Source organism: Sphingomonas sp. SKA58 (assembly GCF_000153545.1).
GTDB lineage: Bacteria > Pseudomonadota > Alphaproteobacteria > Sphingomonadales > Sphingomonadaceae > Sphingobium > Sphingobium soli.
The window spans coordinates 698,687-713,860 of the sequence record NZ_CH959307.1; the positions used below are offsets into that span (position 1 = coordinate 698,687).

General features: G+C 63.6%; 15 protein-coding genes. 4 read left to right on the top strand and 11 right to left on the bottom strand.

Annotated elements, in window-relative coordinates:
* Window positions 1-11: 11 nt before the first annotated feature.
* A complete protein-coding gene (locus tag SKA58_RS12780) occupies window positions 12-863 on the bottom strand; it encodes a D-amino-acid transaminase (protein ID WP_037543149.1) in 852 nt (283 codons plus the stop codon).
* A 163-nt stretch (window positions 864-1,026) separates the two neighbouring features.
* Window positions 1,027-1,347, bottom strand: coding sequence for a hypothetical protein (locus tag SKA58_RS12785; protein WP_009822864.1), 321 nt, complete (start codon window positions 1,345-1,347; stop codon window positions 1,027-1,029).
* A gap of 37 nt (window positions 1,348-1,384) precedes the next feature.
* On the opposite strand from SKA58_RS12785, the gene SKA58_RS12790 reads away from it, so the two are divergent.
* Window positions 1,385-2,509, top strand: a complete 1,125-nt coding sequence (locus SKA58_RS12790) for a serine hydrolase domain-containing protein (protein WP_009822865.1) — start codon at window positions 1,385-1,387, stop codon at window positions 2,507-2,509.
* On the opposite strand, the gene SKA58_RS12795 is transcribed toward SKA58_RS12790, so the two are convergent.
* The 6 genes from SKA58_RS12795 to SKA58_RS12820 all read right to left on the bottom strand — a co-directional run bounded on the left by SKA58_RS12795 (window position 2,506) and on the right by SKA58_RS12820 (window position 9,266).
* Window positions 2,506-3,291, bottom strand: a complete 786-nt coding sequence (locus SKA58_RS12795) for a PhzF family phenazine biosynthesis protein (RefSeq protein WP_009822866.1) — start codon at window positions 3,289-3,291, stop codon at window positions 2,506-2,508. The two genes, SKA58_RS12790 and SKA58_RS12795, sit on opposite strands and share 4 nt — an antisense overlap.
* A 78-nt stretch (window positions 3,292-3,369) precedes the next feature.
* Window positions 3,370-5,151, bottom strand: coding sequence for an SLC13 family permease (locus SKA58_RS12800; RefSeq protein WP_009822867.1), 1,782 nt, complete (start codon window positions 5,149-5,151; stop codon window positions 3,370-3,372).
* Between the two features lie 298 nt (window positions 5,152-5,449).
* Window positions 5,450-6,529, bottom strand: a complete 1,080-nt coding sequence (gene aroC, locus SKA58_RS12805) for a chorismate synthase (protein ID WP_009822868.1) — start codon at window positions 6,527-6,529, stop codon at window positions 5,450-5,452.
* A gap of 12 nt (window positions 6,530-6,541) precedes the next feature.
* Complete coding sequence (gene fabI, locus SKA58_RS12810; protein WP_037543152.1) at window positions 6,542-7,348, bottom strand: enoyl-ACP reductase FabI; 807 nt, start codon at window positions 7,346-7,348, stop codon at window positions 6,542-6,544.
* On the bottom strand, window positions 7,345-8,310 hold the full coding sequence (locus tag SKA58_RS12815; protein ID WP_009822870.1) for a YihY/virulence factor BrkB family protein: 966 nt from the start codon (window positions 8,308-8,310) through the stop codon (window positions 7,345-7,347). The genes fabI and SKA58_RS12815 overlap by 4 nt, the downstream gene beginning before the upstream one ends.
* A 17-nt stretch (window positions 8,311-8,327) precedes the next feature.
* The gene (locus SKA58_RS12820; RefSeq protein WP_009822871.1) at window positions 8,328-9,266 is read right to left on the bottom strand and encodes a DnaJ C-terminal domain-containing protein; all 939 of its coding nucleotides are present in this window, start codon (window positions 9,264-9,266) and stop codon (window positions 8,328-8,330) included.
* A gap of 139 nt (window positions 9,267-9,405) precedes the next feature.
* On the opposite strand from SKA58_RS12820, the gene pdxH reads away from it, so the two are divergent.
* On the top strand, window positions 9,406-9,981 hold the full coding sequence (gene pdxH, locus SKA58_RS12825; protein WP_009822872.1) for a pyridoxamine 5'-phosphate oxidase: 576 nt from the start codon (window positions 9,406-9,408) through the stop codon (window positions 9,979-9,981).
* A 182-nt stretch (window positions 9,982-10,163) separates the two neighbouring features.
* Window positions 10,164-11,495 (top strand): dicarboxylate/amino acid:cation symporter, encoded by a 1,332-nt coding sequence (locus SKA58_RS12830; RefSeq protein ID WP_009822873.1) that lies wholly within the window; start codon window positions 10,164-10,166, stop codon window positions 11,493-11,495.
* 21 nt (window positions 11,496-11,516) lie between these two features.
* Here SKA58_RS12830 and SKA58_RS12835 read toward each other — a convergent pair whose 3' ends face one another.
* The 3 genes from SKA58_RS12835 to SKA58_RS12845 all read right to left on the bottom strand — a co-directional run bounded on the left by SKA58_RS12835 (window position 11,517) and on the right by SKA58_RS12845 (window position 13,971).
* Entirely contained in the window at window positions 11,517-12,401 is an 885-nt protein-coding gene (locus SKA58_RS12835) for a bestrophin family protein (protein WP_009822874.1), read from the bottom strand.
* Window positions 12,402-12,493: 92 nt separating this feature from the next.
* Window positions 12,494-12,676: a hypothetical protein gene (locus tag SKA58_RS12840; protein WP_037543566.1), complete on the bottom strand. Its 183-nt coding sequence runs from the start codon at window positions 12,674-12,676 to the stop codon at window positions 12,494-12,496.
* Window positions 12,677-12,681: 5 nt separating this feature from the next.
* Complete coding sequence (locus tag SKA58_RS12845; protein WP_009822876.1) at window positions 12,682-13,971, bottom strand: adenylosuccinate synthase; 1,290 nt, start codon at window positions 13,969-13,971, stop codon at window positions 12,682-12,684.
* A gap of 697 nt (window positions 13,972-14,668) precedes the next feature.
* On the opposite strand from SKA58_RS12845, the gene SKA58_RS12850 reads away from it, so the two are divergent.
* Window positions 14,669-15,142 carry a hypothetical protein gene (locus tag SKA58_RS12850; protein WP_009822877.1) on the top strand — a complete coding sequence of 158 codons (474 nt, stop codon included), beginning with the start codon at window positions 14,669-14,671 and terminating at the stop codon, window positions 15,140-15,142.
* The last annotated feature ends 32 nt before the right edge of the window (window positions 15,143-15,174 follow it).

Below are 15,174 nucleotides of genomic sequence, written 5' to 3' on the forward strand. Positions count from 1 at the left end.
TTTCATAGCAATTAAACGCCCGTGGCGCGTGCAAACGCAATGTAAAGCGCACGCAGACGCATCGCAACGGGGCCTGGCCTGCCGTCCCCGATTGTCTCCCCATCGATCCGCACGACCGATTGGCACAAGGTCGATGCGCTGGTGATGAACGCCTCCTTCGCCTGTTTGGCCTCCGCGACGGTGAAGGAGCGGCGGATGAGCGAAAGGCCGTTTTCCTGCGCCAGCGTCGCGATAGCCGCACCGGTGCAGCCAGCCAGAACGGACTGGCTGTAGGAGCGGGTGACGATGCCTTCTTCGGTCAGGATGAAGGCGGTGGACGATGCGCCTTCCGTCACGAAGCCATCCTCCACCATCCAGGCTTCCTGCGCGCCCGCGTCCCGCGCGGCCTGTTTGGCCATGGCCTGCGCCAGCAGCCCCACGCTTTTGATATCGCGGCGCGCCCATCGAAGGTCGGGGGCGGTGGCGACGGCGATGCCGTCATGCGCCGCCGGAACGTCCAGAAACGGCTTGGCCTGCACGAACAGGAACAGCGTGGGTTTCAGCCCTGCCGGTGGAATGAAATCCCGCGTCCTGTCCGCCCCGCGCGTCACCTGCAGATAGACCAGCCCTTCGGTCAAAGCGTTTCGGATGACCAACTGTTTCTGCACCGCCTCAATCTCTTCAAGGCTGAGCGGAAGGTCGATGCCGATGGCGCCGGTCGAACGCTCCAGACGTGCAAGATGCGAAGCGCTGTCGACCAGCTTGCCGTCGATGACCGCGGCCACCTCGTAAACGCCGTCGGCAAACAGGAAACCGCGATCAAGCGGCGAAATGCGTGCTTCGTCCAGCGGGAGATAGGCTCCGTTCAGATAGGCGACGGACATGATGTTCGGATTTCCTTGGCAACGGACAATGGGGCGCTTTTCCGTCTTCCACACAAAGGGTCAAGCCACTCCGCAGGTTATGGCCGTCGTAAAATCCGGTCGTGGTCGGGAACAAGCGCAAAGGCTGGCCCTATGGGTCTGACCCAGCGTCGGCGCCCTCCGCTTATTTCGCAGGATCAAGTATGCAGCCCCAACCGGGCCTGTAGCGGGCCGTGCGCGTCGCGAGCAGCGGAACGCTGGCACGGACGGCGCGCTGTTCCGGCGCGTCGGTCAGCTTCACCAAGCCCATGCCGGGCTCCTTGTCGTCGGTGCAATTGCCCATTGGCCGACCTTCGACATAGCGGCAGGAACAGCCGATGCGCGCGCCATAAGCAGCACCGAGTTGCGCACGGGCATGGATCGCCGGCCCGTTCCAGGCAAGCAGGCCAAGACATATTAGAACGATTAGCATCGCCCCGATCCACCATTTCCGTCGAACCGCCATGGCTCTTTCCCGCGCTCGCCTGTAAAGGCGCCGGCTTATGCAGATCGACAGCCGAATCGTAAAGCGTCTTGGCCTGGGCGCAGGCGTTGCCGCGTTGGTAATCGCAGGATCGCTGGCGGGGCGCGTCGCCCCGACCCCCGAGCCGGTCTATATGGTCGCCCCCGATGTCGTGGCAGGCGAAAACGCGCTACGCGCCGCGATCGACCCGCTGTTCGACGATGAAGCCATGGGTCAGACCCGCGCATTGCTGGTGATGCGCGACGGCAATATTGTTGCGGAACGCTATGCGCCGGGCTTTGGTCCCGATACCAAACTGCTTGCTTGGTCGATGGCGAAGACCGTGACCGGCGTGCTGGCCGGACTGATGGTCGCGGACGGCAGGCTGGCGCTCGACGCTCCCGTGCCGGTGCCCGCCTGGAGCCAGCCGGGTGATCCGCGCGGAAAGATCACCCTGCGGCAATTGCTGACCATGAGTTCGGGCATCGACCATGTCGAGGATGGCGATCCGGTCACGGCGGGCGATACGGTGCGCATGCTGTTCCAGGACGGCGCGCAGGACATGGCCGCCTATGCCGAAGCCAAGCCGCTGGCCCATGCGCCGGGCGAGAGCTTCGCCTATTCGACCGGCAGCACGATGATTCTGTCGGACCTGATGACCCGGATGCTGACCAATAGCGAGGACCCGGACGTGCGCCGGCGCGCGATGCAGATGTTCATCGACGGACGGCTAAAGGCACCGGGCAGGCTGCCGAGCCTGACCCCTGAATATGACGCCCATGGCACGATGATCGGCGGGAGCATCCTGCACATGACCGCGCGCGACTATGGGCGCTTTGGCGAATTGTTGCGCCGGCGCGGACGCACGCCCGCAGGACACCAGATTTTGCCGGAAAAATGGATCGATCTGATGACGACGCCGTCGCGGCGCAATCCGGCCTACGGGCTGCATATCTGGCTGAACCGCAACAGCGATGAAAGCGCGCTGATGCCGGGCCAAGCGCCCGAAAGCCTGTTCGGCTGCGTCGGGCATAATGGCCAATATATCCTGATATCACCATCGCAGCGGCTGACCGTGGTGCGCATTGGCATGTCGCCGCGAAAGGAGGAGCGGCGCGCGGTGCGCGCGGGACTGGCGCGGTTGATGGGATTGTTTCCGGGTTAAAGCAGGAAGCGTCCCTCGATCACGGTGCGGCAGGCGCCGGTTAGCATCACGCGGTCGCCCTCCAGCGCGCAGCCGAGCCGACCGCCGCGAGCAGACGCCTGCTCTGCGCTGATCTGCGTTTTGCCGAGCCGCTCCGCCCAGAAGGGCGTGAGAAGGCAATGAGCCGAGCCCGTCACCGGGTCCTCATCCACGCCGCCGCCGGGCACGAAGACGCGGCTGACGATGTCGCTGTCCGTGCCGGGCGCGGTGGCGATCAGCATGACGTCGCCCTGTGACCGCAGCGCGGCAAAATCCGGGCTCAGCGCGCGCACGGCGGCTTCATCGGGAAAGAGGAAAAGGCTGTAGCCGCCGTCGCGCCAATGCGACTCGATGGGAGCGCCACCCAGCCCTTCGGAGAGATCGGGCAAATCGCGCGGCGTCATGGTCCAAGCCGGCAGCGACAGGGCATAGCCCTGTCCGGCCCGCGATACGCTGAGAATCCCGGCATGCCGCGTACGAAAGCGGACCGCATCGCCCTCCATCAGCACATGACCGCTCGCCAGCGTAGCATGACCGCACAGCTTTACTTCCAGCGTCGGCGTGAACCAGCGCAGCGCATAATCGGCATCCGGATCATCCGGCGTCGATACGGTAAAGGCGGTTTCGGAGAGGTTGTTTTCTTGCGCGATCGCCTGAAGCGTCTCGTCGTCCAGCCAGGCATCGAGCGGCATGACAGCGGCCGGGTTGCCGGTAAAGGGTGCGTCGGCAAAGGCATCGACCTGGGTGAAGGGCAGGCTGCTCATGAGGAATATCCTTTCGTTGACGGCCTTATGCCCGTCCGCCTGCCCGCCTGACAGGGCCGACCCGGTACAACTGGCCGCTCATCCCAGCAACACCAACGCGCCGCAGACCGCCAGGCCGACGATGATGTTGAGAGGCACGCCGATGCGGACGAAATCGGCGAAGCGATAGTCGCCCGCCGCATAGACCAGCGCGTTGGTCTGATAGCCAATCGGCGTTGCGAAACAGGCCGACGCCCCAATCATCAGCGCGATGACGAGCGGGCGCGCATCCACCTGCAATTGGTGCGCCAGCGCGATGACGATTGGCGTCATCAGTGCCGCCACCGCATTGTTGCTCAGCAGTTCAGACAGGATGAGCGCGGTGAAATAGACGATGAAGATCAGCGCCCAGGGCGGCGCGACCTGCATCAGCGGCGTGATCCATCCCACCATCATCGCGACGCTGCCTGCCTGCTCCAGCGCCACGCCGACCGCCAGCATGGCGAAGATCAGCACCAGGACGTCCCCGTCAATCGCGGCCCAGGCTTCCTCGGCATCGATGCAGCGCGTGGCAAGGATCGCGCCGACAGCAATGATCGCGGCAAGGCCGATGCCCATGATGCCCAGTGCCGACAGGATAATCACCATCGCCATGGCGAGGATCGCGATCCAGGCCTTGTTGCGGCGGAAGGCGCGGGTGCGGCTGATGTCGACGCCCATGAGATTGGGATTGTCGCGCAGCGAGCGCATCGCGTCGTCGCTGCCCGCAATCAACAGCCGGTCAGCGCCGCGGATGCGGGCCTCCGCCAGATTGGGACCGGGCAGGTGCCGGGCGCGGTTGATGCCGATGATGCGCACGCGCAAGGCATGCAAAAACGGAATATCCATCAGCCGTTCGCCGATCGAGGGGTGGCTTGGCGCGACCATCGCCTCGATCACCGTGCCTTCACGCCCCGATGTTTCGGAATCCGCGGCGATGCCCAGTTCGAAATGGCCTGATTCGCGCAGCGTCATGATCGCGGTGCCATCGGCGCGAACGATCAGGCGGTCGCCGGCGTGAAGTTCCTCCTGCGACAGGTCACCGCGCCGTATCTCGCCAGCCCGCTTGAGGCCCAGCAGCGCCGCCGAGCGCCCGAACACCGTCAATGACCCGATGTCCTTGCCGATATAATCGCTGTCATGCGGGACCACCAGTTCGGTCAGATAATCCTGCGCATTGCCGCCATCCTGGCCCGAAATCGCTGGCGGATCGCTGGGCAGCAGGAAGGACAGTCCAACGAGCGCCGCCAGCCCCGCGACGGTTCCCGCAATGCCGAAGGGCGCAATGTCAAAAATGCCGAAGGGCGTCATCCCTTGATCCGCCGCGATGCCCGCGACGATCAGGTTGGTCGATGTGCCGATCAACGTGATGCAGCCGCCAAGCACCGCCACGATGCTCAGCGGCATCATCAATTTCTTGAGTGGCACGCCCGTCACCTGCGACAATTTGAAGATGATGGGAATAAGCACGACGACGACGGGCGTATTGTTGAGGAATGCGGACGCAACCGTCGCGCCCAGCATGACCTCCACGACCGCCAGGCGCGGATGTTTTTCCGCGCGTTTCATGACAAAATCGGCCGCCCGATTGATCGTGCCGGTCCGGATCAACGCGCCCGCCAGCACGAACATAGCGCCGATCGTCAGCGGGGCGCCATTGGAGAAGACGGAAAAAAGCCCCTTTTCATCCAGCAATCCCAGCGCGGCATAGGCGCAGGCGCCCAGCACGGAAACAACGGTCGGCGAATAGCGTTCGCGCACAAATTCCACGAACATCAGCGCCAGGATGACGAGGCCGATTTCCGCGCGGTAGACGCCCAAGAGCGCGGACATGAAATGCATCTGGCGTTGGCCCCCTGGAACGCGTGAAGCCGCGTTTTAGCCCCGGTCAACGAAATGGGCCAGCCATGGTTGCATGGCTGGCCCGTGTCGCGGCGTTGAGGGGACGTTTTGACCGTCAATCCACGCTTTTTCATCGCCACGTTTTCCGCAAAAAACGCTTTGACGCGCAGTGACGCTCCCCAGGCTTACGCTCTGCCGCACGCCCTCCCGCGGGCGTTGAGTGTCATCCTAGCGTAACAGAGGCGAGTCGTCTCGCACGGAACGGACGTCCGGCGCAGGATTGGCGCGGTTCGGCGCGTCAGTCGCCTATACCGCCGCACTGGGCGCGGTGAAGCAGCTTCTGGTCGGCGAGGACCAGCGCCATCATTGCTTCCACCACGGGCACGCCGCGAATGCCCACGCAGGGGTCATGCCGCCCCTTGGTGATGATCTGCGATGCGTCGCCATCGCGCGTTACGGTATCGACGGGGATCAGGATGGAACTGGTCGGTTTGAAGGCGACCCGCATTTTGATCGGCTGGCCAGTCGAGATGCCACCGGCGATGCCGCCTGCATGATTGGCGAGGAACGCGGGGCCATCGGCGCCCGGCCGCATGGGATCGGCATTGTCTTCGCCGCGCAACCGCGCCGCGGCAAAGCCGTCGCCGATCTCGACACCTTTGACTGCGTTGATGCTCATCATCGCGGCGGCCAGTTCGCTGTCGAGTTTGGCATAGAGCGGTGCCCCCCACCCCGCCGGCACGCCGGACGCGACGCATTCGACGACCGCGCCCAGGGACGAACCGTCAAGGCGCGCGGCGTCGACCAGTGCCTCCCAACGCTGGGCGGCTTGCCGGTCCGGGCAGAAGAAGGGGTTTTCACCGATCTGCGCCGGATCGAAATTGGCGTAGTCGATCGCGTCGCCGCCAATCTCGCTCACATAGGCAAAGATGTCGACGTCCGGGATGACGAGCCGCGCCACCGCGCCTGCCGCCACGCGGCTGGCGGTCTCCCGCGCTGACGATCGACCACCGCCGCGATAATCGCGAAACCCATATTTGGCGTCATAGGCATAGTCGGCATGGCCCGGGCGATAGGCCTTGGCGACGTCGGAATAATCCTTGGACCGCTGGTCGGTATTCTCGATCATCAGGCTGATTGGGGTGCCGGTGGTGCGTCCCTCGAAAACACCCGACAGGATGCGCACAAGGTCCGCCTCGCGCCGCTGGGTCGTGAATTTGGACGTGCCGGGCTTGCGCAAGTCCAGCCATGGCTGAATGTCCGCTTCGGTAAGCGGCAGGCCGGGCGGGCAGCCATCGACCACCGCGCCAATGGCCGGCCCATGGCTTTCGCCCCAGGTAGTAAAGCGAAAGACGCGACCGAAGCTGTTGAAACTCATGTGTCCAGCGCCCTATTTTTCCAGAGCAATATCCGGTGCATCTTCAGCCTTCATGCCGATGACGTTATAGCCCGCATCGACATGATGGATTTCGCCGGTCACCCCTGCCGCCAGGTCAGAGAGAAGATACAGGCCCGCGCCGCCGACATCCTCGATCGTGACGTTGCGACGCAGCGGCGAATTCAACTCGTTCCATTTGAGGATGTAGCGGAAGTCGCCGATGCCGCTGGCCGCCAGGGTTTTGATCGGCCCCGCGGATATGGCGTTTACGCGGATATTTTCCGGCCCCAGGTCCATCGCCAGATATTTGACGCTGGTTTCAAGCGCCGCCTTGGCTACGCCCATGACATTATAGTGTGGGATCACCTTTTCCGCGCCATAATAGCTCAGCGTCAGGATGCTGCCGCCGTTCGGCATCAGCGCTCGGGCGCGCTTGGTGACGGCGACAAAGCTGTAGGCGGACACGTTCATCGTCAGCAGGAAATTATCCAGGCTCGTATCGACATAAAGGCCGCGCAGTTCATTCTTGTCGGAAAAACCGATGGCGTGGACGACGAAGTCGAGCGCGCCCCAGCGCTGCTCGATCTGCGCGAAGGCGGCGTCAAGCTTGTCCATGTCAGTGACGTCGCAGTCGATGAGGAAGTCGGAGCCAACCTGTTCCGCAAGCGGCCGCACGCGCTTGGCCAGCGCATCGCCCTGGTAGGAGAAGGCCAGTTCCGCGCCCTGCGCATGCAATTGCTTGGCGATGCCCCAGGCCAGCGACTTGTCGTTGGCCAGCCCCATGATGAGGCCGCGCTTTCCTGCCATCAAGCCTGTCATATCGTCGTTCCGTTTCCTTTGTCCTGCCCGGCCGCGTCCGTTTCCTCATCGGGAAATTCCGCCAGCGCCGCGTTCAATTCCGCGCCAATTACCACGCCAAGGCCGACTAGGAAGAAAAAAATAAGGGTGATCATCACGCCCGCAAGACTGCCATAGGTGCGCCCATAGCCCCCCAGCAGAGACAATGTGGGCGGCAGCAACAAGGTCGTGCCATACCACCAGAGCGCGGTGGCGACCGCACCAGGCCATTTGGGAAAACGCCGATCCTTGTATGCCGTAGGCGTCAGAGCCACGAACAAGGACCAGAGCGCCACGCACACGATCGCCATCGGCACCAGCCGCGCCGACGCGACCAGCGCAATGGCGTCGTCCGCCCAGGGAACGAGGCGCACCAGAAACTGGTCGATCCCGGTGATGACCACCTGCATCGAAAAGGCGAACATGACCGCAAACACGCTGAACAGCGTTATGCCGATGGCGCTCAACCGATATTGCCAGAAGGCCTTCGTGCTCTTCGTGCCATAGGCGCGGCGCAATATGTCGCGGATGGTTTCGATGAGGCTTCCGACCGTCCACAGCCCGACCAGTCCGCCCAGCCACAATAATGGTCCGGAGCGGGCGGTCAGAACATCGTTGATCGGCTGGCGGACGACATCGGCCACGCCGCGCGGCACGGTATAAAGAAAGGCGTTGAGGGCCTGAAGACCATCCTGGGTGCGCCCAAACACGCTGGCTACCGCCGCTGCGACGATGAAGAAGGGGAACAGCGTCATCAAAGAGAGATAGGCAAGGTTCCCCGCGTGGATGAAACCATCGCTATAGGTGCCGACCAGCACACGTTTGGCCACTTCGAAACCATGCGACCCCGGCCGCACCCTGGCGATCTGGCGATGAAGGCGCGCCCGCGCGCCATGTCCGGACCGGCGGCGCGATTCCGGCGAGAGAGGAGACGGCATCGGCATCAGCCGATCCTAACGCCTCATACGCCCAGATGGGCGCGCACGGGGCGCGCATCCTGCCAGTTGTCCACAAAAGCGCGGATCGCGGGATCGTCGGCCGGCAGGTCGATGTGGAGCGTCACGAGCTGATCCCCGCGCCGCCCATCCTTGCCGGTGAACCCCTTGCCGCGCAGCCGCAGCGTCTTGCCGGACGATGTGCCTGCCGGAACGCCCAGCATGACCGGTCCATCGACGGTCGGCACCTTGACCTTGCCGCCCTTAACAGCCTCATCCAGCGTGATGGGCAGGTCCAGCAGGACATTGTCGCCATCGCGCGTGAAAAAGGGATGCGGTTTGACCTCGATCGTCACGATCGCATCCCCCGCGCCGCCCGGCCCCGCCTGCCCTTTGCCAGACAAACGCATTTGCGTGCCAGTGTCCACGCCGGCAGGAAGCTTGAGATCGATCGTCTTGCCGTCCTGCAACGTGATCCTCTGTGGCGCCAGGGTCGCGGCATCGGTAAACTGCACTGCCAGCCGATAGGCGACATTGGCACCTTTTTGCGGCGGTGCCTGCCGGCCAAAACCACCGCCAAAGCCCGCGCCACCGCCTGCCCTGCGGCCTGCGCCGCCGAACAGTCCTTCGAAAATGTCGCCGAAGTCCGCCCCGCCTTCGCCAAATTCGAAATGAGCCGACTGGCCGCCAGGGTTGCCGCGAAAGCCGCCATTGCCGCCGCCAAAGCCGAAGGGCGCGGTCGGATTGCCGTCGACATCAATCTCCCCCCGGTCGAAGCGGGCGCGTTTGTCCTTGTCGGACAGCAGGTCATAGGCGTTGGTCGCGGCGGAGAATTTTTCCGCAGCCTGAGGATTGTCCTTGTTCCGGTCGGGATGCAGTTCCTTGGCCAGCTTGCGATAGGCGGATTTGATCTCCGCCTCGCTGGCGCTACGGGCTACGCCCAAAGTGGAATAGGGATCAGCCATTCATCCTACCTGTTGCAAAAAAGCATCACTTGACGCCTATGTGGACGATGCATCGCCGACATTCAAGTCAGGGATGTGCGGAGAAGGCTGTCAAATGGCGCATATCGACAGCGTAGCGCGAGCTGCCTAGAAAGCGCACATGACCGATCCCTTCATCCTTTTCGATGCCTGGTTTGCCGAAGCCCGGAAAACCGAAGTCAATGACAGCAACGCCATGGCGCTGGCGACCGCAGATGCACGCGGACGCCCGTCATCGCGCATGGTGCTGCTAAAGGGGCACGGGCCGGACGGCTTCATCTTCTACACCAATTTCGAAGGGCGCAAGGCGCGCGATTTGCTCGAAAACCCCCATGCCGCCTTGCTGTTTCATTGGAAGTCGCTGCGGCGGCAAATCCGTATCGAAGGACAGGTTGATGCTGTCGACGACGCGACCGCCGACGCCTATTTCGCGACGCGCAGCCGCGACAGCCAGCTTGGCGCATGGGCATCGGACCAGTCGCGCCCCCTGCCCGACCGGCAAGTCTTCATGGACCGTTTCGAGGAGGTAAGCGCGCGCTTCGAAGGCGGTGCGGTACCACGACCGCCGCACTGGTCCGGTTTTCGCGTGACGCCCGACCGCATCGAATTCTGGCAGGACCGCGCGCACCGCCTGCATGAACGCCGCCTGTTCGAAAGGGAAGGCGCAAACTGGCGCGAGGGGCTGCTCTATCCCTGACAAATGCCGTTAGCCTCACTAGGAGGGCGACCGGCAGACGAGGAAAGGCGGTCCTGCTTCGTCTTCCCTGATGCGACTGGACGCGCGCAATTGCCGGGCGGCCATGCGCCTGTTAGGTGTCTGGCCTGACAGATGTACACATAAGGCGGGGGCGTGCCTGTGGGCGGCCTTAGAGGAACTTGATGCGAAACAGACTGACGGCGTTCATCCTCATCGGCATGGTCGCGGGGGTGCTGACCGGATATGTAGCCAATCTCTGGGTCGGCGGCGACGAAGCCACCGCGAAGGATGTGGCCGGATATTTCCACCTGCTCGCCGACATCTTCCTTCACCTCATCAAGATGATCATCGCCCCGCTGGTCTTTTCCACGCTGGTCGCTGGTATCGCCCATATGGGCGACAGCGCCGCACTGGGCCGCATCGGCGGGCGTGCGCTCGCCTGGTTCATCATCGCCAGCCTGATTTCGCTGACGCTGGGCCTCATCCTCGTCAATTTTTTCCAGCCCGGCGCTGGCTTGAACCTGGTCCGGTCGGGTGTCGATTCGGGCGTGAGTACCGAGGGCCTCAACTTCCGGGACTTCGTGCTCCATATCTTCCCCACGTCGATGATCGGGGCGATGGCGGAAAATTCGATCCTGCAGATCGTCGTCTTTTCGCTGTTCGTAGGTGTTGCGCTGACGGCCATCGGCGAGAAGGGCAAGCCAATCGTCACGGTGATCGAGGCGATGGTCGAACTGATGCTGCAAGTGACCGGCTATGTCATGCGGGTCGCGCCGCTTGCCGTTTTCGGCGCGCTGGCCTCGTCCATTACCGTGCAGGGGCTGGGCGTGCTCCAGACCTATGGCGAACTGGTCGGCGAATTCTACATCGCGATATTCTGCCTGTGGGGCTTGCTGTTCCTTGCCGGATCGCTGTTCCTGGGCAAGCGGATGATCAAGCTGGTCCGGTATGTCCGCGAACCGATCCTGATCGCCTTTTCGACCGCGTCGTCCGAGGCGGCCTATCCCAAGATGCTGGAGCAGCTCGATCGGTTCGGCGTGCCGCGGCGAATCTACAGTTTCGTGCTGCCGCTGGGCTATAGCTTCAACCTAGACGGGTCGATGATGTACGCGACATTCGCGACCATCTTCATCGCTCAGGCCTATGGCATCGACCTGCCGATCACCACGCAGATCACCATATTGCTGGTGCTGATGGTGACCAGCAAGGGCATCGCCGCCGTGCCGCGCGCCAGCCTGGTCGTCGTCGCCGCGACGCTGGGCCAGTTTGACCTGCCGGTGGAAGGCATCGCCTTCATCCTGGCGGTCGATCACTTCATGGATATGGGCCGCACCGCGACCAATGTGCTGGGCAACGCGATCGCGACGTCGGTCATCACCAAATGGGAAGGCATGCTGGAGGTCGAGGAGCCCGAGGATGTGCCGCATCCCAAGGCGCCGGCGCATACATCGGCCGATGGCCGGCGCGGGCTGGAGCTGGCGTCCGACATGGTGGAGGATCCGCGCAAGGGGTGATGCCGCCTCGCGCTGGCCCACTCACCATAACACGCCGCGCGCCGGCTTGATCGGATCGGGCGCCGGGTCGCCGATCGACTGGAGCAGGTCGATCTCGATCGTGCGGCACATGGCCGTCAGCGGATTGTCGTGCACCGTGTTGGCGAAGGGATCGACCAGGTCGTCGCCGATGCGCAGCACCGCCAGGAACATCAGCCCCGCGACCGTCGAACCCAGCGGCGTGGCAAAGCCCAGCGTTTCAACGAGGCCGATGGGCAGGGCGATGCAGAAGATGTGGGTGAAGATGGTAGGCAGATAGCGATATTGCACGGGCAGCGGCGTGTTCTTGATCCGCTCCATCCCGCCCTGCGCATTGGCGATATCCACCAGCACGGCCTCCATCTGGGTCTGCTGGATCGTGTCCAGCCAGCCGTTGCGCCGGCCGATGTCGATCCGCCGCCCGGTGCTGTCGAGCAGCCCGTTGGCAGGATTGGTGCGGGCGAGCGCCTTGCCCTTGTCCTCCTCCGTCAGGAATTTCGTGACATCATCGCCGATGGGCTGGCGGCGCAGCTGGCAGCGCAGCGCGTTTACATAGGCGATCTGCCGCTTGACGATTTCACGCTTGAGTTCGGCGGCGTCCGGGTCGGGCATGAAGTTACGGGTCGCGCGGGCGATGTTGCGCGAGGCGTTGATCATCGCGCCCCAGAGCGTGCGCGCTTCCCACCAGCGTTGATAGGCGCTGTTCGACCGGAAGCCCAGAAACAGGGCGAGCGCCGAGCCGAAGATGGTGAGCGGCAATTCGGGCGCCTTGAAGGGCAGCAGATAATAAGTGACTGTGACCGCGCAATCCCAGATGAACAGGACCGTCAGCGGCTTCCAGACTTCGGACGCTATGCGGCGGAAGCTGGGGACGGGATCAACGATCATGTGGCTCTCCGAATACAGAAATGCTGCAACGCAACATCAGCGGAGAGGCTCCCCGGTAAAAGGGCCGCAACGAAAAATTACAGTTCCGCCGATCAGCGCAGTTTCGCGATCGACAACCCGTCCTGTTTGGCACGGGCCTTGACTGATTCCTCGCTGCGCGTGAGCGCCCTGGCGATGGCCTTCAAGGCCATCCCCTTTTTCGCCAGGCTGTGCAGCTTCTGGATTTCATCCTGCGTCCAGGGCTGTTTGTGCCGCTCGAAGCGTTCTCCTGCCATGGCCATCAATCCGCGAAGGGATCGCGGACGAGGATGGTGTCGTCGCGTTCGGGAGACGTGGACACGAGCGTGACCGGGCAGCCGATCAGCTCCTCGATCCGGCGGATATATTTGATCGCCTGCGCCGGCAGGTCCGCCCAGCTGCGCGCGCCCGCCGTGGTGTCGCTCCAGCCGCCGATCGTTTCGTAGATCGGCTCCGCGCGCGCCTGGTCCTGCGCATGGGCGGGGAGATAGTCGAATGTCCTCTCGCCGATGCGATAGCCGGTGCAAATCCTGAGTTCCTCGAACCCGTCGAGCACATCGAGCTTGGTGAGCGCGATGCCGGTGACGCCCGACACGGCGACCGACTGGCGCACCAGCACGGCGTCGAACCAGCCGCAGCGGCGCTTGCGGCCCGTGACGGTGCCGAATTCATGGCCACGCTCGCCCAAGCGCTGGCCAATGTCATTATCCTGTTCGCTGGGGAAAGGGCCGGAGCCGACGCGGGTGGTATAGGCTTTGGTGATCCCGAGCACGAAGCCCGCGCCGCTGGGGCCAAGGCCGGTGCCGCTCGCCGCCGTGCCCGCCACCGTGTTCGACGAGGTGACGAAGGGATAGGTGCCATGGTCGATGTCGAGCAAGGTGCCCTGCGCCCCTTCGAACAGGATGCGCTTGCCCTCGCTCTTGGCCTTGTTGAGCGTTAGCCAGACGGGCTTGACGAAGGGGAGGATGAAGGACGCGATTTCCGTGAGCTCGGCGATCAGCGCGGCGCGGTCGATCGGCGCTTCATTGAAGCCCGCCCGCAGCGCGTCATGATGCGCGGTCAGCCGGTCGATCTGCGGGCCGAGGTCATCGAGATGGGCAAGATCGCACACGCGGATGGCGCGGCGGCCGACCTTGTCCTCATAGGCGGGGCCAATGCCGCGCCGGGTGGTGCCGATCTTGCCCGCGCCGCTGGCATCCTCACGCAGACCATCAAGGTCGCGGTGGAAGGGCAGGATCAGCGGGCAGGTTTCAGCGATCTGGAGATTGTCGGGCGTGATCTCCACCCCCTGCCCCTTCAATTTGGCGACCTCATCCCGGAAATGCCAGGGGTCGAGCACCACGCCGTTGCCGATGACCGACAGCGTGCCGCGCACGATGCCCGAGGGCAGCAGCGAAAGCTTGTAGACCTTGTCCCCCACGACCAGAGTGTGGCCGGCATTATGACCGCCCTGGAAGCGGGCGACGACATCGGCGCGTTCGGACAGCCAGTCGACGATCTTGCCCTTGCCCTCGTCACCCCATTGGGCGCCGATCACGGTCACATTTGCCATGGATACAATCCTTCCGCCCGCCGCGGTGACCGGCCATGCCCTTCGACGGGACTCGACATGCCGGTGGGATGAGGGACGCGGGGGCGTCCGAATGCGGGGCGCGGGTTAGCCGCGTGGGGCCGCCGCGTCAAGGCTGGGCGCGCCGGAGCGTCGGGATAGTGGGGCGCAAGAACGTGTCGCCTTCGGCCGAAGTTCATAGTGTGGCAGGGCCTATGCGCCCATGAAGCGACCGCGACGCGACCATAAGGCGACCACGAAGCGACACCTGGCAAAGATGGCGTCGACGGCCCGACGATGAGCGCGCGGCGCGGGGAAGCGGCGCGTTGCGGGCCGGGGGTGGCGGCGGGGCCATGTGGGAGGGACGCAGGCGTCATCCCCAAGGGTAGATCAGAGAAAATCCTACATTGGAAGGGGGATGGAGGGATCTAGCGGTCGCCCGGCGGCCCGGCCACGGGTCGGAGAAGCTGGGCGGCCCTTCGACAGGCTCAGGGCGAACGGGGGCTATGTGGAAACGACCATCATTCACCGTCATCCCGGCCTTGAGCCGGGATCCCGCTTCTTCATGTGAGCGAAGAAAAGCGGGATGCCGGGTCAAGCCCGGCATGACGACTGTAGGAATGGCAGGAAGCGACCGTTCTCGGACGTTCATAAGGTAGATGTGCTTGCCCGAAAGCAGCCGTTGGTCCACTCTTCGCGAATGCCCACCGATGCCGATCGTGACGAACTTGAACTCCGCGTCAGCGACGTCGCATACGAAGTCGCGAATTTTGCTTGGGCTGATTTGGCGGAGCGTATCCCCTTAGGGAAAACCTACACAAGGCCCGCGAGCGATGGCCCATACATGGCGGTCACATGGGATGCGGATTGGAAAGGTCGGGTTGGAGGCCCCATATTTATCAAGGTCCAAGGTTTCCTCGACCATGACCATCAAATGCCGACTTGGTGGACCGGCGAGATCATTCGCAAGCGTGGCCTGCTGGACGTGCTTTTACGTAGATCCGAACGAGATACCATCAAAACGTTCAGGAGCGGAGCTACAGGCGATTGCGACCACTGCGGACATGCAATCGGTTATCATCATGCTGGCACGGAGGCGGAAATGCTTTGCACTGTCGAGGGCTGCGATTGTCCCGGATATGTCGAGAGGGCGGTGCCGCTGAACTGGCAGTAGAGCGGCGTCTATCCGTTCGGATCGTCGAGAAA